This is a genomic window from Acetatifactor aquisgranensis (genome assembly GCF_943193215.1).
Taxonomy (GTDB): domain Bacteria; phylum Bacillota; class Clostridia; order Lachnospirales; family Lachnospiraceae; genus Acetatifactor; species Acetatifactor aquisgranensis.
This window is the reverse complement of record NZ_CALPDH010000009.1, coordinates 123,490-142,145: the sequence shown is the minus strand read 5'-3', so window position 1 is coordinate 142,145 and position 18,656 is coordinate 123,490. Positions and strand designations below refer to the sequence as shown.

The following is an 18,656-nucleotide window of genomic DNA, read 5'->3' as shown; positions in this document are numbered from 1 at the left end:
TGTCAAAAAAAAAAGAAAATTTACAACCTCTCACAGCCGATTGCTCAACTCCGCGAACTGCTCCAGCGTCAGCGCCTCTCCCCGCACCATGGCGGGAAGCCCCATCTCCTCCAGCGCTTCCACCACCCGGTCCCTGGAAACGCCAAGCCCCGCCGCGTTCCCCAGACTGTTGGCCAGAGTCTTGCGCCGCTGGTTGAAAGAAGCGCGGATGATGGCGAACATTTTCTTCTCATGGCACCGGACGGGAGGCGTCTTGTGCTTCGTCAGACGGATGACCGCGCTGCCCACACTGGGTCTGGGGATAAAGCAGTTCGGCGGCACATTGGCCACCACCTCCGGCTCCGCGTAATACTGCACCGCCAGCGAAAGGGCCCCGTACTCCTTGGTGCCGGGCCCCGCCTGCATGCGGTCCGCCACTTCCTTCTGCACCATCACCGTGATGCTCTTAAGGGGCGCGCCGCCCTCCAGCAGGCCCATGACGATGGGCGTAGTGATGTAATAAGGGAGGTTCGCCACCACCTTGACAGGACGGCCCTGCTGCCCCTGGACGAGTTCCCTGATATCCAGCTTCAGAATATCTTCATTGATAAGCGTCACATTAGAATAAGGAGAAAGGGTCTCTTCCAGAATGGGAATCAGATTCCTGTCGATTTCCACCGCTATCACTTTCCCGGCCCGCTCCGCCAGCAGCTGGGTCATGGTGCCGATGCCGGGACCGATTTCCAGCACGCAGTCCTCCTCCGTGACCCCGGCCGCGTCTATGACCCGCTCCAGCACATTGGGGTCAACGAGAAAGTTCTGCCCGTATTTTTTTTGAAATATAAAGTTATGTCTCTGCAGCACCTCGATGGTGTTGCGGGGAATTCCGAGATTTGCCATGTCTTTTCCAGTTCCGCGGCCCATTGCCGCTGTTTTTATATTTGCGTCCTCTGTTCCAGAAATGTCAGAACTTCCGTCAGGTCTTTCAAAATTATGTAGCTTAAGGCCCGCATCTCCTCATCGGGCGTTATCATATCCGGCACCATCACAGGACACATCCCGGCGGCATGGGCGGAACGGATGCCGTTGGGGGAATCCTCGATGGCATAGGCCTGCTCCGGCTCCACCCCCATCCTTTCACAGGCCAGCAGATAGATGTCCGGCCGGGGCTTAGAATGCTCCACCATATCGCCCGTTGTTATCACAGAGAAGTAATCCAGCAGCCCTGTGTCCGCAAGGTGACTGCGGACGTCTTTCTCCCTCGTGGAGGACGCCAGCCCCACCGCATAGTCCGATTCCTTCAGCCATTCCAGGATTTCCCGCACCCCGGGCTTCACCGGCAGGCCGTTTTTTTCCACATAAGCCTGAAACCAGGCGGCGGCATGCTTCCGAAAGAGCGGATAGTCGAAATGCTCCCCATATGCCTGAAAGACAATCTGCCTGCTGTCATTGGCATTCAGCCCGATACATTGGGGAAACACCTCTTCCATGTCTGGCAGTCCCCACTTTTTTGCCACATCCATCCACGCCTGCATGCACACTGCCTCTGTGTCGAAAAGGACACCGTCCATGTCAAAAATGACTGCTTTCATACCATTCCTCTCTTTTCTGTGCGTAAATGTCTTCGCATCTATTCAACGTATGAGAATTCTTCCAAAAAGTGGATACAGTTATACAGCACCAGCACATCCATGCCCTGCTTCGGCTCATGTTCCTCCATGAACTCAAACAGCCTCCCCCTGAAATACCTCAGATCCAGCACATAAATCTTCTCATAATGGGGTATCAGAAGCGGAACGAAGCAATTGGCATAGGAATCCTTGATGATGAACAGGCTCTTGTGGTTGTGGTATTCCGTCTCTATTTCTACGAAAGCATGATTATCATCCAGGAAGAAACCATACTTGTTCTTCGTATCCAGATGAGAGGCCTCATAACAGGTCTCAGCCTCCTCCTTCAGGTCATAAGTCACCTTCAGCGGCCGCTTCAGGGTCTCCGGGAAATAATAGATATCATCCCCCGCCATGTTCAGGTTCACTTTTCTCTGCAGCGTCCCCAGGAAATCCTCCGCCACCAGTTCCATGTCCTCCGCGGTGTAGCGTCCCCCGCGCCGGCCGGTATACTGCGCCCAGGCGTCATAGCCATACCCGGCCCCCAGGGACGTCCAGTGATGGTCTGTACGGTAATAAATCTCCTCCCCGGCATGCTCCCGCAGCACGGAATACACATCCACATAATGCTCCGGCCCCACATGCTGCGCCACCTGCTCCAGGAACTGCTTCTGGTCGTAATAAGGAGCGTACTTAGGCAGCTTATCCGAAAGGATATTGTCCGCTGTAGGCACCAGCATCACGCCGGCGTCCCACTCCCAGACCAGCTTTTCCAGCAGCGCAATTCTTTTGGCCTCCTGTACATGGGAATACTCCTCCGGAAGATGCCTCTCGATCAGATAGCCGTCCGAGCCCAGATAGACGCCTCCCACCTCCTTTTCCTGCAGCAGCAGATCCATATAAGTCTTGATCGTAATCCATTTATCCCGGCTGACGAACTGATCCGACAGATAAGCCTCATATTTCTGCGCATAGCCCTCCCGCAGAAAGGCATCCAGCGTAAATTCAGGCCTCCCGGCCAGCACCCGGTTCTCCGTCTCCGAGAACAGCCTGTCTCTCTGTATCAGATCCGCCACGCCGAACACCGCGATGACCGATGTGATGACAATAATCGTAAAAAGAGCGCTTCTCTTCTCATCCATGTGCAATCATTCCTTTTGACTCATCCAGTCAATCCCTTAAAAACGGAAATACAGAAAAGGGTTGTAAGACGCATCCACGATACCGGCAATGGACAGCAGCAGCATTGCCGCCGGGATGAACTTTTCCCCGAACCGGTACAGGGCCATATGGAGCCCTGTACGGGATTTCCTCAGGTATTCCGTAAACTTATGGGGCAGCGGCGTCGATGCCACGGCCGCCACCAGAAACAGAATCAGATACTGTCTGCCCAGGTAGAGGCCCTGTCCGTCCACCAGGCTTACACTTACGCCTGTCATGGCTTTCGTATAGCCCCATATCCCCGCAGGCGTCTCCAGGGCAAAGAGCACCCATCCCGTCACCGCCACCAGAAGCGTATATACGATGCCGATCCCCCTTGGCAGCCATGCCAGAAGATTTCCCAGAAACGCTTTCTCCAGCATCAGCGCAAAGGCGAACCAAAGCCCCCACAGCAGGAAATTCCAGCCTGCTCCATGCCAGATACCAGTGAGCATCCATACAACCAGGATATTAAAAAGCTGTCTCGGCAGCCCCTTTCTGTTGCCCCCCAGAGGGAAGTACACATATTCCCGGAACCAGCTGCCCAGGGAGATATGCCATCTGCGCCAGAACTCCGTCACGGAAGACGCGATATAAGGATAGTTGAAATTCTCCGGGAAACGGAAGCCCAGCATCCGCCCCAGGCCGATTGCCATATCCGAATAGCCTGAAAAATCAAAATAAATCTGAAACCCAAATCCCAGAATGCCGAGCCAGGCCGTGAGCATGCTCATGCCCCGGGGATCCAGTCCGCTCACATAGGCCCAGAGCTCCCCGATATTGTTGGCAAGCAGCACCTTTTTCCCAAGGCCTGCGCAGAAACGCTTCAGGCCCTCGCTGACATCGAAGATGGTAATCTTGCGGTGGTGCAGCGATTCCTCCACATCCCGGTATTTCACGATAGGCCCCGCGATCAGCTGGGGGAACATGGTCACGTACACGCCGAAATCCAGCAGGTTCCTCTGCATCTTCGCCTGCCCTCTGTATACATCGATGGTATAGGACATAGTCTGGAAAGTATAAAAAGAAATGCCGATGGGCAGTCCGAGCCCGAAGAGCGGAAGCTTCGTCCCGAACACAGCGTTCACGGACTGTATCAGGAAATCCGCGTATTTGAAAAAGCACAGCACTGCCAGATTGATGAGCACCGACGACAGCACCACCAGCCTGGCAGCCCGCTTTCCCCGCAGCCTTTCCAGCAGCCTCCCGTGGACATAGTCCACCACTGTGGAAAAAAGCATCAGCAGCACATAGACCGGCTCCCCCCAGGCATAGAAAATCAGACTCCCCAAAAAGAGGATGACATTTTTCATCCTCTCCGGAACCAGATAATACAAAAGAAAGAAAAGGGGTAAAAATCGGAAAAGGAATACTACACTGCTGAAAACCATTCCTGTATTCTCCTATTAAAAGCTCCGGGACGGCCGCTGACGCGGATTCCGTCCCTGATGGCCTCCCTACAGCCGGCCGCGGATCGCTTCGACCGCCTTATCGTTTATCTCCTGGCACATGGCGACTACAGCCTCGTCGCCTTCTTCCGCAGCCTGCATGGTATCTCCGCCAAGCTGCACGAACATCACATAATTGCCCACCGTCTCAATGCGCGAGGCCTGAACCTTGCCCACATTCATGGGATACTGCATGGTATTGTTGATCTGGGCATCCCTATAAGCCTCCAGCGCGTCCCGGACTGCCTCCACTTTATCATCTTTTGCCCTGACAATCAATAGGGTATCCACATTTGCGCTGATCATGGGCACTTCCGCCATATAATCCTCATACATATCGGAGGAGATCCCGAAAGTCATCTCCAGCATGTCCGGCAGCAATGCCGTGTCCGGCCAGTAATCCCCGTCCAGCGCCTCTACCGCCGCATTTTTAAGCTTCTCCATCTCCTCGCTCCAGCCCTCTTCGTAGCCGCCTGACGTGTCCGCGCTCTCCCCCGGCTGAGCCTCCCCGCTTTCCTCAGGGGCTTCCGCGGGAGCGCTCTCCTCACTGCTTTCGGATTCCTCTTCGGAGACACCCGCTCCGCCCTCCTGACCGGGCTGGCTCCCATCGGACTGGCCGCCCTCCTCTCCTTTCCCGCCGCATGCGGCAAGCAGGAATACAAGCATCGTCACACATAAAGTTACCATTCTCTTTTTCATCATCTCAAAATCCTCCTGGTTCCAAATCTCCATGGCCGCAGGCCATCCGCTGACCTTAGTCTGTCCTGATTTGGATTTTCTACACGCATTGTATCACAGTTTCCTCCAAAAGAAAAGACCGCAGTGACCGCGCCGCACGATAGCTCCCCCTAATGTGCGCGTATTTTGATTGATTTTTCCACACAGATAAAGTATGATGGACTCAAAACCAAGAAAAAAGTTTTGACCAGAATCCACAAGGAGGAATGCATATGAACAGTGATTCTTTTCGCAACAGAAAGAACGGCTTCGAGACCATGGACGGAGGAAAAAGCGAGCAGAGCGGAGGCCCAAAGGGCAAAAATCCCACCGGAAAAATCATCGGCATCGTAGCGGCCATAGCCATCCTGGCAGTGCTGGCACTGAACTCCACCTACGAAATCAAGGAACAGGAGCAGGCGGTGCTGATCACTTTAGGCCAGGCCCAGGCGGTTTCCGAACCGGGGCTCCACTTCAAGATTCCTTTCATCCAGCAGGTGAGAAAGGTGAACACCACCATTCAGGGCTTCTCCATCGGCTATAATACCGAAAACGATGAGGTGGACGAGGATGAATCCCTGATGATCACATCGGACTTCAACTTCATCGATGTGGACTTCTACGTGGAATACCGCTACAGCGATCCGGTGAAAGCGCTGTATGCCTCCAGGGCACCGCTGGATATCCTGCGCAATGTCAGCCAGAGCTGCATCCGCACCGTAATCGGCAGCTACCCCGTGGACGATGTGCTGACCACCGGGAAGAACGAAATCCAGGCCTCCATCAAGGAGATGATTCTGCAGCGGCTGGAGAATCAGGACATCGGCATCCAGCTGGTGAACATCACCATACAGGATTCCGAGCCGCCCACCATAGAGGTCATGGAAGCTTTCAAGGCAGTGGAGACGGCGAAGCAAGGCAAAGAGACCGCCCTGAACAACGCCAACAAATACCGCAACGAGCAGCTGCCCTCCGCACAGGCAAAAGCCGACGGCATCATCAAAGACGCGGAGGCCCGCAAGACCGAGCGCATCAATGAGGCAACGGCCCAGGTGGCCCGGTTCAACTCCATGTACCAGGAGTATATCAAAAACCCGGCCGTCACCAGACAGCGTATGTTCTTTGAGGCTATGGAGGATGTGCTGCCGGATTTAAAAGTCATCATCGAAAGCCCCAATGGGAATACCCAGACCATCTATCCGCTGGAATCATTCACAGGGACGCCTGATGCGGAGGACGAGACACAGCAGACCCAGGCCTCTGCGCAGGGCAGCACAATGCAGGACAGCGCGGCACAGGGCGCGGCTTCTGCCCCCCAGGACAGCACGGATGAACTTGCGGAGGACTGATCCGGCACAGGAGCCTGATGACACGGGCACAGCGAAGCCGGAACCATGAGCCGGGTTCCACAGATAACAAATCAGCTTGCATCAGCCGCTGCCGGGCAGCAGCCCCGGAAAGGCAGAGGCAAAATCGGAGGTAATATATGAAAATAGCCAAAAGAATCCTTTTAGTCATAGTATTATTCGTGCTGTTGGTTGCCGGCGCATCCAGCATTGTCATCACAAGGGAAAATGAGTACAGCCTGGTACGCCAGTTCGGAAAGATCGACCATGTGGTGTCCGAAGCGGGCGTCAGCTTCAAGATTCCTTTCATCCAGAGCGTGGATACGCTGCCCAAGCAGATCCTGCTCTACGACCTGCCCTCATCGGATGTGATCACCAGCGACAAGAAGACCATGATCTGCGACAGCTACATCCTTTGGTACATCGCAGATCCCCAGAAATTCGCACAGACCCTGAACTCTTCCATCACGAATGCGGAGGGGCGGCTGGATGCCATTGTGTATAACTCTACGAAGAATGTCATCAGCAGCACGACTCAGGATGAGGTGATTTCCGGCCGGGACGGCGAGCTCTCAGAAGCGATCCTGGCAAATATCGGCAACTCCCTGGAGCAGTACGGCATCGAGCTGCTGTCCTTTGAGACAAAGAAGCTGGATCTCCCCGGCGACAACAAGGCGGCGGTCTATGAGCGGATGATCTCCGAGCGGGACAATATCGCGGCCACCTACACGGCGGAGGGCAGCTCCGAAGCCCAGATCATCCGCAACACCACAGACAAGGAAGTGACGGTGCTGCTGTCTGAGGCAGAGAAAGAGGCGGAAATCCTGATTGCGGAGGGAGAAGCGGAGTATATGAGGATACTGTCCGAGGCTTACCGGGACGAGTCCAAGCAGGAGTTCTACTCTTTCGTCAGAAGTTTAGACGCGCTGAAAGCCTCCCTGCGGGGCAACAACAAGACGGTGATTCTGTCTCCGGATTCTCCCATTGCGCAGATATTCTATACCAGATGACCCGAGATACAGCAGGCCGCTCCTCTTTACGGGGAGGGCCTGCACAACGCGGGTTATTCCATGGAGTCTCGCCGGCATTTCACAGATATCAACCTGAAACGTTGGCAGGCTGTCGGAAAAATCCCGGCAGCCCCTCTTCTCTTTTCGCTTCTGATTTATGTCCTGTCATTCCACATCCTGGAGGGCAGCGAAGTCCTCTTCGCCCGTACGGACCTTGATGACGCGGTCTACATTGTAGACGAATATCTTGCCGTCGCCTATGTGGCCGGTGTAAAGGGCTTTCTTGGCGGCTTCCACTACGGTCTCCACAGGAATCTTGCTGACTACTACCTCTACTTTTACCTTAGGCAATAGGGTAGCGTCCATCTCCACGCCGCGGTACATTTCTCCCGCGCCTTTCTGGATGCCGCATCCCATGACCTGGGTCACGGTCATGCCGGTGACGCCCAAATCGTTCATGGCTTTCTTCAGCTTGTCATATCGGGACAGTTTCGCGATGATGGCCACTTTGTACATGCCGCTTGCGGATACAGCAGGTTCCGCGGCCACCTGTACAGCTGCTGCCCGTTTCGTTTCTGAGGCCTTTTCGTACTCGCTTGTGCCCAAATCCGTATTCTCGTTCACGTCCATGCCGTAGCCTGCCACGTCCATGATAGAGAAGCCGGAATATGCGGAGGCAAGGCCATGCTCCAGGGCATCCAGGCCCACGATTTCCTCTTCCTCCGTGACGCGCAGTCCCGCGATGGCCTTGATGATCAGGAACGTAATGGTAATCGTCACCGCAGCCCATGCGCCCACACTGACCACGCCCAGCAGCTGCAGGCCAAGCAGTTTGAACCCGCCGCCGTAGAGCAGGCCGCTCAGCTCACTGCCCGGCGCACTGGTGGTAGCGAACAGGCCTGTGGCAATGGTGCCCCAGATACCGTTCATGCAGTGCACTGCCACTGCTCCCACGGGATCGTCTATATGAAGCTTGTAGTCCAGGAGCCATACGCCGAATACCACCAGCAGGCCTGACACGGCACCAATAACGGCGGCGCCCAGGGCATCCGTCACATCACAGGGCGCGGTGATTGCCACCAGACCGGCCAGAGAAGCGTTCAGGCACATAGATACATCCGGCTTGCCGTATTTCATCCAGGTGAAAATCATACATACCACAGTGGCCACGGCGGGCGCTACCGTCGTAGTCAGGAAAATGGAACCCAGCTGTTCAACGCTGGCGGCCGCCGCACCGTTGAACCCATACCAGCCCAGCCACAGGATGAACACGCCCAGGGCGCCCAGAGGAATGCTGTGGCCGGGGAATGCGTTCACCTTGGTCACTTTGCCGTCCTTGTCCGTGCCGAATTTCCCGATGCGGGGCCCCAGGATCTTCGCGCCAATCAAAGCGCAGATACCGCCTACCATATGTATCGCACAGGAACCGGCGAAATCATGGAAGCCCATCTGTGCCAGCCACCCGCCTCCCCAGATCCAGTGGGCCTCTATGGGGTAAATCAGGGCCGAGATCACCGCGGAATAGATGCAGTAGGAAAGGAACTTGGTCCGCTCGGCCATGGCTCCGGACACGATGGTGGCCGTGGTGGCGCAAAACACCAGGTTGAACACGAAGTTCGACCAGTCGAAGCTTTCGTAGGCTGTGAAGATATCAAAGCCCGGCTTTCCTATCAACCCCGCAACGTCCTCCCCCAGCAGCAGGCTGAAGCCTATCAGGATGAACACCACTGTGCCGATGCAGAAGTCCATCAGGTTCTTCATGATGATGTTGCCCGCGTTCTTGGCCCTGGTGAAGCCGGTCTCCACCATGGCGAAGCCCGCCTGCATCCAGAACACCAGCGCCGCTCCTATCAGGAACCAGACGCCGAACAGCATGCTGTTCATTGATTCAAAAATCTCTTCTGTCATAATATCTCTCCTCCTCTTTGCGACGGAATCCCGCGGACTTTCTTTCCGTTGTCTGAACAGGCCTGAACAGTAGAGCCCCCGTCTTGTGAGTCTTTTATTGCCATGAACTGTCATAAAGTAAAACAGCGATGCGAAAGAGACTACGAAGCCCCTTTGCATCGCTGTTTTTGACGGCACAGACAACCTGTTGACCTTTCCTGCCGTTGACTTACCATACAGAAACGAGTAGACAACGGAAAAACCGTCTTTCGGTATTCCGTCTGAATATGATTGGCAATTCGTTTCCTACACATGCTTTCCGGACTGCCACGACAAAAGGCGCTACGGATTTCCCATAGCGCCTTTGCTTTACAAATGAGAGTATAGCATTCCGGCCTTTTTCTGTCAACAGATTTTTCCAACTGTCAGCTTGCCGTCTTTCCACAACATGCACAAAAAATCGTGGATTTGTCCTGTAAAGAAGGCCGGATTCTGTCGGTTTTGTACAGTATTTTTCACTGGCGGTACTGACACCGGAAAAGACTTTTCCATTTTCAGCCCATGTTCCTTTGGCCGGGCAGTAAATTTTGTGATTTTTTCGTTTTATCTTTTTCAATGAGGAGACGATAGTACTCCCTGCCCTCCAGCGTCAGGCGGGCGTCCCTGTGAAATCCCAGTTTTTCGCAAAGATTCAGGGACGGTATGTTCTCCACCTCCACAAGCGCCTGTATCCGTTCAAACTCCAGGGCGCTCCAGCCGTAGGCGAGGACGGCCCTGCAGACCTCCTCCGCATACCCTCTGCGCTGCCAGGGCACGCCGATGATGAAGCCCAGTTCCGGCTCGTCGAAGCCCTCTCTGTAGGAGAGTCCTGCCCTGCCGATGACTTCGCCGGAAACCTGCTCTACCACAGTCCAGACGCCGAAGCCGAAGAAAGTGTAGACTTTGTCAATGTATTCCCGGACATACGCTTTCTCTTCCTCCACATCCGGGTACAGCCCCTCCATATATTCCGTGATGGCCGGATGGCTGTAAATCCGGTAGAAATCGTCCACGTCCCCGGGCACGGTCTCCCGAATCAGGCATCTGGCCGTGCGCAGTATGTTCCATGGCAGGCCTTTCAGCCGCCGGTAGACCCGCTCTATATATTCCGGTTCCAAATCCTCCGGATCCTCCACCGCGAACAGGAACCCCGAAAAATCCTGTTCCCTGTTGCCCGGGTGCAGATGGACGAGCACCGCCTCCCCTGCCGCCTGCAGCCCCCGGGCCCTCTGCCCGTCGTCCGTCAGGTACAGGATGCCCCTGCGCCCTTCTGTATCTACCACTATCTCCTTACAATAACTCATATCCCCCCCAAATACAGCCTGCGCGGCATTGCCAGGCAAAAACTTTATGCAGCTTGGATTTTCTTCTTTACGATATCCCTCTTTTCGGGTACAATAAGTTAGGTATATCCATAGTATAGAATCCAGGAGAGAATTCTATCATCTAGTATTATACACCATTTCAATAAGAAAGGATAACAGATTATGGCAAAAAATCCGATTGTAACGATCACCATGGAAGACGGAGGCGTAATCCGCCTGGAGTTGTATCCCGAGACCGCTCCTGTCTCCGTGAACAATTTCATCAGCCTTGTCAACAAAAAATTCTATGACGGCCTGATTTTCCACAGGGTCATCAGGGGCTTCATGATTCAGGGCGGCTGTCCCGACGGCACAGGCATGGGAGGTCCCGGCTATTCCATCAAGGGTGAGTTCGCCCAGAACGGCGTGGCCAATGACCTGAAGCACACAGAGGGCGTGCTGTCCATGGCAAGGTCCATGCAGCCGGACTCCGCGGGAAGCCAGTTCTTCATCATGCACAAGAACGCGCCCCATCTGGACGGCGGTTATGCCGCTTTCGGGAAAGTGATTGAGGGGATGGATGTGGTGAACCGCATCGCCGAGACCGCTACCGATTCTTCGGACAGGCCCCTGGAAAAGCAGATGATGGGCAGCGTCACGGTAGAGACTTTTGGGGTGGAATATCCCGAACCGGAGCGATGCTAAAGCATCGCCCCGGGATTAATCTCACACCGCCAGTTCCATGCGGCGAATGATATGATCCTGATACTCTTTGTCAAGCTCTACGAAATAGCCGCTCCAGCCCCAGACCCGCACGATTAGATTCCTGTAGTTCTCCGGATGCTTCTGCGCATCCAGCATGGTATCCCGATTCACCGCATTCAGCTGCAGCTGATGCCCGCCCATGTCCATGAAAGACTTCACCAGCATGGCGACTTTCTCCACGCTCTCTGCCGTGCGGAAGACTGTATCATGCAATTCCAGCGTCAGCGGCCCGCCGTTGATGGCACGGCGCAAATCCGGCTTGGAAAAGGACTGCACGATGGAAACCGGACCCTTGCAGCGCGAAAACAGGCTGGGAGAATAATTACAGCCAAGCCCTTCCCCCCTGTGCCGTCCGTCCGGCGTAGCCGGTATATCTTTCGTATGCCAGACATAATACATTGCAGAACCTGTTCCGGCACGGAATATACCGCCTCTGTCATTTTTCCTGCCTGCTAACGCGTCCGCGAAATCATTCAGCAGCCTACAGGCAAATTCGTCCACATAGTCATCGTTATTTCCCATTTTGGGAGTTTCCCATCTCAGAAAGCTGCAAAGCTGCTCATCCCCTTCAAAATCCTTTTCCAGCGCGCGTTTTAGCTCTTCGGCGCCTATCTTTTTCTCCTCAAAAACAATCTTTTTGATTGCCGCCAGGGAATCTGCGGCAGTCGCGATGCCCGTTCCGTGAAAACCGTAATTATTATACTTACAGCCCTCCGAAATATCCGTAGCATCTTCCTCACATCCCTCCATCATCAGCGATATAAAGGGAGCGGGAAACAGGTATACATTTTTCACTTTTTCACACAGCTCATCTGCCTGGCTGTATATATTGCTCCTTACATGCCCATAAAACGCTTCAAAGGTTTCGCATTGCGGAAGTTTTTGCTCCACCGCTTCGGACAGTGCCCGTGAAAAGGAAAGCGCTTCGATATTCGGAATGTCCATGGCATTTCCCGGAATGATGAATTCCCAGCATGCCGCCACTACATAATTGTAAGCATCCTTTTTTTCGTACCCCAGATCCAGAAGCCCCGGTATCACGACATCATCGTTGGAATACTGCGGAAATCCCAGCCCCTGCTTCGTCAGCCGGCTTCCCAGTATATAAGTTTCTATTGGCGTGTTTTTATGCACGCGCAGGTTAATCTTCGGGTCAATCAGCTTTAGCTCCAGACTGGCATGCAGGCACAGTTCGGAAAGCGGATTATAGCTGTCGCTGCCGTCCTCGTTCAGTCCTCCCAGCACCATGCTCTGCCCGTTATCCCCCTGCTGCATACCGGGATAAAGACCGCTGTCCCGGTTGAAGCTCAAAAAGAATTCCTCAATCAGCTCCAGCGCGCTCTCTTCATCATAAATTCCCCTGTCCATATCCCGCCGGAAGTAAGGGTACATATACTGGTCAAAACGCCCCACTGTGTTGTGATAATTTCCGCCGCACCACATTACAAAATGCAGAATCCGAAACATCTGCAGCGCTTCCAGAAAGCTTTCCGGCGCGTATGCCGGTACACGCGCAAGCGTCCGGGCAACCGTTTCATTACCCATCTGCACTGCCTTTTTCCGATAGCGCTCCGCCAGAGCCAGCACACTGTCCAGAATCCCGATTTGCAGACTGCAGTAGTGCGCCTTTTCCATGTTTCCTTCTTTTTCCCATCTTTGCATACGCGCCATCAGCTCTTCCCTTTTCGGAACCAGCCCGATATTCAAAAGCCGCGTATAGTCCACACTGATGTTGCACACATCCCCTCTTTCGTGAATCCAACGGCTTCTTTTAAGCTCCTCCAGCTCTTCCTCCAGAAATATGGCCGGAACGGTCTGCACAGTCCTGGTAAACGCAATCCGCTCATCCCGAAATACCACCGGCTCCTCCCGGTCCAGCACATTTCTGAGGCGCAGGGCAGAACGATCCATCGCCGGCATCTGTGCCTCCGCAAAATCCTTCGCCAGCCGGTACACATCCTCTTCCGGCTGCCAATATGCCCGCTGCCCCTTTTGTACCACAAAAAAATCTATCATATTCCGAATCCGTTCTCTCATAACACCTCGCTCCTTATCCCATACTCCTCAAATATTTTCTGAGAAATAAAGATACTTTTCTCTGGATCAAAATCAGGCCTGTACTGCATGCCTGCCATACTGTATTTGGCGCCTGCGGTTTTATGGTAGGGCAGAAATTCCACCCGCAAAAGAGCCTTTGCACCCGTCAGAAATGCCGCTGTCCTCCGATAATTGTCCTCCGTGTCGTTCACCCCCGGAATCACCGGAATCCGGATGACGAAAGGTCTGCCTCCCTCACATAGCTGCTCCGCGTTTTGAAGAATCCACGCATTATCGACACCAGTATACCGCCTGTGCAGCTCTCCATCGAACATCTTGATATCCATCATCACATATTCCAATTCCGATAATACGGCCTCGAAGACCGCAGGCTCACAGTATCCTGACGTTTCGATTGCGCGATGGATGCCTTGCACCCTTTGCAGCACTTCCAGCAGAAAATCCGCCTGCATCAACGGTTCTCCGCCCGAAAAGGTGACTCCGCCCCCATACCGGGCATAATAATCCCCATCCTTTCTGATTCTCTCTGCCAGTTCCTCTGCCGTCACGTTTTCCCCTGATATTTTGCGCAGATGCAAAGGACATACCGGCACACAGGCTCCGCAGGCGACACAGGTCTCATGAGTGCACACCCGCCTGCAGCGCCCGCAATCCGTGCAGGAGGCCTTGCTCACCATCAGCTGCGGCTGCCTGCACAGCCCCTCCGGATTATGGCACCAGCTGCAGCGCAACGGACACCCTTTCAAAAAATAAGTCTGCCGCATCCCGGGGCCATCAAAAACGGCAAACTCCTTACAGTCAAAAATGACTCCCGTCTGCATTTATCCACTCCTGTCATAGCGTCATCACAGTCTGCCCCACTGCCAGCGCGGTATCGATCACAAGCTGTTCCTTTGCGCTGTTCCCCTGCATCTGCCGCACCAGGAAATCCACGGCCGCCGTGGACATTCTCCCTTTATAGCTGCTGACAGATGTCAGGGAAAAGGGCAGGTTCAGTCTGGATTGAATATGGTCAAAGCCAATCAGCGAGCAGTCCTGAGGCACCCGGACATCCCTGCGCATCAGGCAGCTCCACGCCTCCCAGGCCAGCATATCGCTGAAAGCAAATATTGCAGTAAAGGTTATCTCCTCCTCTTTCAGCTGCTCCAGCACAGCGCTGCAGCCGTTTGCCGTGACCGGTACTTCCCGAATCAGCCTTTCCGGCACCTTAAGCCCCGACTGGGCATATGCCCGCCGATAGCCCGCCAGGCGCTCTCTGGCACTGGATATGTACATGGCGCCGTGTAGCAGCAGAATATCCTTATGCCCGGCGGAAATCAACGCCGCCGTAGCGAGGAATCCTCCCATTTCATCATTGCAGACCACATAGCTGTATGCCTCGTCCCGCCGCCCGATCAGCACGAAAGGCACCCCCGTGCTTTCCAGATACTTCAGATTTTCCCTGGTTTTCTGGGCAGGACAGATAATGATGCCGTCCACATTCTTGTTCAGCGCGGAGCGGATTGCCTCCAGCTCCAGCGCTTCGTCCTCGTTCGTATTATACAGTATAGAGTTGTAGCCATACCCTCTGGCATGCACCTCTATCTCTTTCATCATGATTGCAAAATGCGGGTTGGAGATATCGCCCAGAATCACCGCCACCGTATTTGTATACCCTAAACGCAGGGATGCCGCCAGCATATTGTTCACATGCCCCATTTCAGCAGCCACTTTTTTGATTTTCTGCCGGGTCGCATCCGCAATATCCGCCTTGTCCCGCAAGGCTCTGGATACCGTGTTGATGCTGTAGCCGGTCTGCTCCGCAATGTCTTTCAGGGTAACAGTCGGTTTTTTCTGTGCCACAGACTTATCCTCCCTCTCGCTTCTGTACTGTAAGAATCCCTTTGGGCTCACTCCCTGATTTTCGCCTCGATGCTGACCATGCCGGCTCTGGGAATCACGATTTCCTCTCTCAGGTCAACGGTCTGCGTCTTCAGCAGCACACGCTCCGGCTCCTCAAAGGTGTTATGCGCGTGATAATCCTCTTCCGCAAGAATCTGCATCTTCGCGGCATCGCAAAGTTGCTGCCCTATGGGCGTGAGCAAAAGGCTGCTGTCATCTTCCGCTGACAGATTCGCGATGGTAATCGTCGCGGTGCCGTCTTTGTAGGATGCGGATACGGACAGATTGTCAATCCCTGCCTCCCGGCCTTGCTTGTCGGTAAACGCCACCTTCTGCCGCTTCACCGCCGTACGAATCGCCGTTGCGCCCTGATGGCCCTTATACATATCGAAGACATGATAGGTGGGGGTCACGATACAATTCTCCCCACCCGCCAAAAACAGCGCATGCAGGTTGTTGACAAGCTGCGCCACATTCGCCATCATAATCTTGTCGCAGTGATTATTGAAAATGTTCAGCGTCAGCGCTGTGACCATGGCATCCCGCATGGTGCTCTGTTGTTCAAACAGATTATATCCCTTGCTCGGGCCGGACCCGTCCGGATGCCAGCAGCCCCACTCATCGATGACAAGCTTCGACCATGCCTGCATTCCATAGCCCTCGATAATGCTCCAGTGGCGTTTCAGGATATCCTCCATCCACAGCGCCTGCTGCAACTGCTGATACCATTCATCCCGAGAAAAAGCCACCGGATTTCCGGCGAACGCACAATAGTAATGAAGAGAGAGACCCTGCATATGTTTCTCGGAATTCGCCATGCTCTCCATGAAGCCTTTCGTCCATCCGTAATCCGCGGCATTCGGCCCGCAGGCAATCAGAACCTTATCTCCCGGCAGATTGTCCGCCAGCGCAGAGAAACGCCGGTATTCCATCGCATAATATTCCGGCGTCATATTGCCTCCTCCGCCCCAGTTCTCATTTCCGATTCCCCAATATTTCACATCGAAAGGGGCAGGATGTCCGTTTTCGGCACGCTCTTTTGCGTAAGATGTCGTACCTTCCGGAGAATTGCAGTAATCAATCCAGTCCCGCACATGCAGCGGCGTGACAGAAGTCAGGTTTGCCGCCACATAGGGCTTTGTCCCCACCAGCTCACAGAAATCCATGAATTCATGAGTACCGACCTCATTGGATTCATAGCGGTTGTCATTTCTGGTCCACCAGTTCGGACGGACAGGGCGTTCTTTCCCGATGCCATCGCGCCAGTCATATGTCTCCGCAAAGCACCCGCCAGGCCAGCGCAGCACCGGAGGATGAATTGCCGCGAATTTGTCAATCAGGAATTTGCGGAAACCATGCACGTTTTCCACCGCGGAATCCTTCCCCACCCAGATGCCGTCGTATATGACACCGCCGATGTGTTCCGAAAAGTGTCCGTACACCTCCGGGGCAATTTTTCCCAGCTCTTCCGGGAACATCAGGTACAATTTTTCCATAGCTTTTCTCCTTAATATGATATAATATTATTCTTTTACCGAACCCAAAGTCAAGCCCGATACAAAAAACTTTTGCATAAAGGGATAAAAAACGACAATCGGCAGCGCAGCCACGATAATTTTAGCCGCATTGAAAGTTTTCAGCGAACTTAACGCAGCCAGTTCCTCCGGTGTCAGGGATGTATTGGAGGTTTCCATCGTATTGACTGTCAGGCTCTGTATATATGTCTGCAGCGGCACTTTCTGCGGCGAATTAATCAGCAGCATACCGTTAAAGAAATCGTTCCAGTGTCCCACAACGGAAAATACCGTGACTGTTGCAAGCGCAGGCAGCGACAGCGGCAGATAAATCCTCACCAGCATCTGCACCGGGCTCACGCCGTCCAAAAGCGCTGACTCCTTGATTTCCCTGGGAAGATTCCGGAAGAAATTCATCACCAGCACCGCATTATAGATAGGCAGCGCGCCTGGGATAATCAGCGCCCAGATAGTATTCATCAGACCTGTCGCCCTAATCATGAAATACCAGGGAACCATGTTCGCACCAAACAGCATGGCAAACAGTAAGACCCACATATAATACTTTCTTGCCGGAAAATCCTTTTCCTCCTGCGACATGGCGAAAGCGGTAATCACTGTCATGACCAGATTAATGGCCCCTCCCAGAAAGACTCTTTTAAAGGAAATCGCCAGCGCCCGCAGATAGCGGTTGTCTGTAACCAGCATTTTATATGGCGTAAATGTCAGCTCCACCGGCCACAAATAGACCTTGCCGGAAATGGCGGCATTTTTGCTGCTCAAAGACAGCGCCAGCACATGCAGAAGCGGGATGAGACAGCTTAGCCCCAGAATAATCAGAAGCAACACGACAACGGCATCAAAAAGGCGGCTCTTCCACGATTTATATTTTTTCATCCGTACACCTCCTTAAAAAATCCGGTAATTGGCAAACTTTTTCGCAAGACTGTGCGCCGTTACGATAAGCACGAAACTGATTACCGATTTCATCAGGCCGATTGCCGTTGCCAGCGAATACTGCGCGCTCAAAAAGCTCATCCTGTATACATAGGTATCAATGATGTCCCCGCTCCTGTAGACAATCGGACTGTAGAGATTATAGACCTGGTCGAAGCCGGCGTTCAGTATATTAGCAATATTCAGAGTTCCAACCAACACCACAGTAGTCCGGATGCCCGGCAAGGTAATATGCCAGATTTTGGCAAACCTTCCCGCCCCGTCTATGTCTGCCGCCTCATACAGTTCCGGGCTGATTCCCATTAGAGCAGCCAGAAAGATAATCGCGCCATATCCGAATCCTTTCCACACATCCGTCAGAATCAACACTCCCTGGAACAGGTCGTTGGATCCCAGGAACATTATCGGTTCTTTAATCATCCCGATGCTCGTCAGCAACTGGTTCACGATACCGTTGACATCCAGAAGATTCCGGAATATTGTCGCAAGGATGACCCAGGAAAGGAAATGCGGCAGAAAACAAATCGTCTGAATTATTTTCTTAAACCCCCCATGCCGAATCTCATTGAGCAGCACCGCAAAGAAGATAGACAAAAGCATGGAAAACACCAGTTTGCCCACCGCGATCTGCAGTGAGTTCCGAAAGATTCTCGCCGCATCCGGCATGTGCAGGACTCTTTTGAAATTGGCAAGCCCCACCCAGCGGGATCTGAAAAACCCAAGAATCGGCTGGAAGTCTTGAAACGCCATCACATTTCCGAAAAAGGGGATAATCGTATAGATAAACACCACCAGAATGCCGGGCAGCATCAACAGATGGTACTGCCACGTCTGTCGGATCGTCACTTTTCTGCCACCTGGTTTTTTTCTCCTGACTTTTTTTAAGTTCTTCATTTTGTTCCCCCATTCGCTTGATAATGGAAAACCGGGCGGTCGGCGAT

The 18,656-nt window shown here is 53.6% G+C and carries 16 protein-coding genes; 3 read left to right on the top strand and 13 right to left on the bottom strand.

Annotation, left to right across the window (positions count from 1 at the left end):
* Window positions 1-30 precede the first annotated feature (30 nt).
* The 5 genes from rsmA to NFS35_RS09930 all read right to left on the bottom strand — a co-directional run bounded on the left by rsmA (window position 31) and on the right by NFS35_RS09930 (window position 4,939).
* The gene (gene rsmA / locus NFS35_RS09950) at window positions 31-879 is read right to left on the bottom strand and encodes a 16S rRNA (adenine(1518)-N(6)/adenine(1519)-N(6))-dimethyltransferase RsmA (protein WP_251206973.1); all 849 of its coding nucleotides are present in this window, start codon (window positions 877-879) and stop codon (window positions 31-33) included.
* Window positions 880-914: 35 nt separating this feature from the next.
* Entirely contained in the window at window positions 915-1,571 is a 657-nt protein-coding gene (locus NFS35_RS09945) for an HAD family hydrolase (RefSeq protein WP_251206972.1), read from the bottom strand.
* Window positions 1,572-1,609: 38 nt separating this feature from the next.
* Window positions 1,610-2,731: a DHHW family protein gene (locus tag NFS35_RS09940; protein WP_251206971.1), complete on the bottom strand. Its 1,122-nt coding sequence runs from the start codon at window positions 2,729-2,731 to the stop codon at window positions 1,610-1,612.
* A gap of 36 nt (window positions 2,732-2,767) precedes the next feature.
* Complete coding sequence (locus NFS35_RS09935; RefSeq protein ID WP_251206970.1) at window positions 2,768-4,180, bottom strand: MBOAT family O-acyltransferase; 1,413 nt, start codon at window positions 4,178-4,180, stop codon at window positions 2,768-2,770.
* Between the two features lie 66 nt (window positions 4,181-4,246).
* A complete protein-coding gene (locus NFS35_RS09930) occupies window positions 4,247-4,939 on the bottom strand; it encodes a DUF4358 domain-containing protein (RefSeq protein WP_251206969.1) in 693 nt (230 codons plus the stop codon).
* 248 nt (window positions 4,940-5,187) lie between these two features.
* Between NFS35_RS09930 and hflK the strand changes: the two genes are divergently transcribed.
* Both hflK and hflC read left to right on the top strand, forming a co-directional pair.
* Window positions 5,188-6,303, top strand: coding sequence for an FtsH protease activity modulator HflK (gene hflK, locus NFS35_RS09925; RefSeq protein WP_251206968.1), 1,116 nt, complete (start codon window positions 5,188-5,190; stop codon window positions 6,301-6,303).
* A gap of 137 nt (window positions 6,304-6,440) precedes the next feature.
* Window positions 6,441-7,310: a protease modulator HflC gene (gene hflC, locus NFS35_RS09920; RefSeq protein ID WP_251206967.1), complete on the top strand. Its 870-nt coding sequence runs from the start codon at window positions 6,441-6,443 to the stop codon at window positions 7,308-7,310.
* Between the two features lie 165 nt (window positions 7,311-7,475).
* Here the strand turns inward: hflC and NFS35_RS09915 are convergent, their stop codons facing one another.
* Both NFS35_RS09915 and NFS35_RS09910 read right to left on the bottom strand, forming a co-directional pair.
* Window positions 7,476-9,218, bottom strand: a complete 1,743-nt coding sequence (locus NFS35_RS09915) for an ammonium transporter (RefSeq protein WP_251206966.1) — start codon at window positions 9,216-9,218, stop codon at window positions 7,476-7,478.
* Between the two features lie 533 nt (window positions 9,219-9,751).
* Window positions 9,752-10,540, bottom strand: a complete 789-nt coding sequence (locus tag NFS35_RS09910) for a GNAT family N-acetyltransferase (protein WP_251206965.1) — start codon at window positions 10,538-10,540, stop codon at window positions 9,752-9,754.
* Between the two features lie 183 nt (window positions 10,541-10,723).
* Between NFS35_RS09910 and NFS35_RS09905 the strand changes: the two genes are divergently transcribed.
* The gene (locus tag NFS35_RS09905) at window positions 10,724-11,245 is read left to right on the top strand and encodes a peptidylprolyl isomerase (protein WP_251206964.1); all 522 of its coding nucleotides are present in this window, start codon (window positions 10,724-10,726) and stop codon (window positions 11,243-11,245) included.
* A gap of 21 nt (window positions 11,246-11,266) precedes the next feature.
* Here NFS35_RS09905 and NFS35_RS09900 read toward each other — a convergent pair whose 3' ends face one another.
* Genes NFS35_RS09900 through NFS35_RS09875 form a run of 6 tightly spaced genes read right to left on the bottom strand, consistent with a single transcriptional unit; the run spans window position 11,267 to window position 18,609 of the window.
* Window positions 11,267-13,342: a pyruvate formate lyase family protein gene (locus tag NFS35_RS09900; RefSeq protein WP_251206963.1), complete on the bottom strand. Its 2,076-nt coding sequence runs from the start codon at window positions 13,340-13,342 to the stop codon at window positions 11,267-11,269.
* Window positions 13,339-14,184 carry a glycyl-radical enzyme activating protein gene (locus NFS35_RS09895; RefSeq protein WP_251206962.1) on the bottom strand — a complete coding sequence of 282 codons (846 nt, stop codon included), beginning with the start codon at window positions 14,182-14,184 and terminating at the stop codon, window positions 13,339-13,341. Before NFS35_RS09895 ends, NFS35_RS09900 begins: the two co-directional genes overlap by 4 nt.
* A gap of 13 nt (window positions 14,185-14,197) precedes the next feature.
* A complete protein-coding gene (locus NFS35_RS09890) occupies window positions 14,198-15,205 on the bottom strand; it encodes a LacI family DNA-binding transcriptional regulator (RefSeq protein ID WP_251206961.1) in 1,008 nt (335 codons plus the stop codon).
* A 47-nt stretch (window positions 15,206-15,252) separates the two neighbouring features.
* Window positions 15,253-16,740: an alpha-N-arabinofuranosidase gene (locus NFS35_RS09885; RefSeq protein WP_251206960.1), complete on the bottom strand. Its 1,488-nt coding sequence runs from the start codon at window positions 16,738-16,740 to the stop codon at window positions 15,253-15,255.
* Between the two features lie 27 nt (window positions 16,741-16,767).
* Window positions 16,768-17,655, bottom strand: coding sequence for a carbohydrate ABC transporter permease (locus NFS35_RS09880; protein WP_251206959.1), 888 nt, complete (start codon window positions 17,653-17,655; stop codon window positions 16,768-16,770).
* Window positions 17,656-17,667: 12 nt separating this feature from the next.
* Window positions 17,668-18,609: an ABC transporter permease gene (locus tag NFS35_RS09875; RefSeq protein WP_251206958.1), complete on the bottom strand. Its 942-nt coding sequence runs from the start codon at window positions 18,607-18,609 to the stop codon at window positions 17,668-17,670.
* Window positions 18,610-18,656 lie beyond the last annotated feature (47 nt).

Bases quoted from the DNA above. Each gene is read 5' to 3' on its own strand.
- rsmA (WP_251206973.1), bottom strand. From the start codon at position 879: ATGGCAAATCTCGGAATTCCCCGCAACACCATCGAGGTGCTGCAGAGA.
- NFS35_RS09945 (WP_251206972.1), bottom strand. From the start codon at position 1,571: ATGAAAGCAGTCATTTTTGACATGGACGGTGTCCTTTTCGACACAGAG.
- NFS35_RS09940 (WP_251206971.1), bottom strand. From the start codon at position 2,731: ATGGATGAGAAGAGAAGCGCTCTTTTTACGATTATTGTCATCACATCG.
- NFS35_RS09935 (WP_251206970.1), bottom strand. From the start codon at position 4,180: ATGGTTTTCAGCAGTGTAGTATTCCTTTTCCGATTTTTACCCCTTTTC.
- NFS35_RS09930 (WP_251206969.1), bottom strand. From the start codon at position 4,939: ATGATGAAAAAGAGAATGGTAACTTTATGTGTGACGATGCTTGTATTC.
- hflK (WP_251206968.1), top strand. From the start codon at position 5,188: ATGAACAGTGATTCTTTTCGCAACAGAAAGAACGGCTTCGAGACCATG.
- hflC (WP_251206967.1), top strand. From the start codon at position 6,441: ATGAAAATAGCCAAAAGAATCCTTTTAGTCATAGTATTATTCGTGCTG.
- NFS35_RS09915 (WP_251206966.1), bottom strand. From the start codon at position 9,218: ATGACAGAAGAGATTTTTGAATCAATGAACAGCATGCTGTTCGGCGTC.
- NFS35_RS09910 (WP_251206965.1), bottom strand. From the start codon at position 10,540: ATGAGTTATTGTAAGGAGATAGTGGTAGATACAGAAGGGCGCAGGGGC.
- NFS35_RS09905 (WP_251206964.1), top strand. From the start codon at position 10,724: ATGGCAAAAAATCCGATTGTAACGATCACCATGGAAGACGGAGGCGTA.
- NFS35_RS09900 (WP_251206963.1), bottom strand. From the start codon at position 13,342: ATGAGAGAACGGATTCGGAATATGATAGATTTTTTTGTGGTACAAAAG.
- NFS35_RS09895 (WP_251206962.1), bottom strand. From the start codon at position 14,184: ATGCAGACGGGAGTCATTTTTGACTGTAAGGAGTTTGCCGTTTTTGAT.
- NFS35_RS09885 (WP_251206960.1), bottom strand. From the start codon at position 16,740: ATGGAAAAATTGTACCTGATGTTCCCGGAAGAGCTGGGAAAAATTGCC.
- NFS35_RS09880 (WP_251206959.1), bottom strand. From the start codon at position 17,655: ATGAAAAAATATAAATCGTGGAAGAGCCGCCTTTTTGATGCCGTTGTC.
- NFS35_RS09875 (WP_251206958.1), bottom strand. From the start codon at position 18,609: ATGAAGAACTTAAAAAAAGTCAGGAGAAAAAAACCAGGTGGCAGAAAA.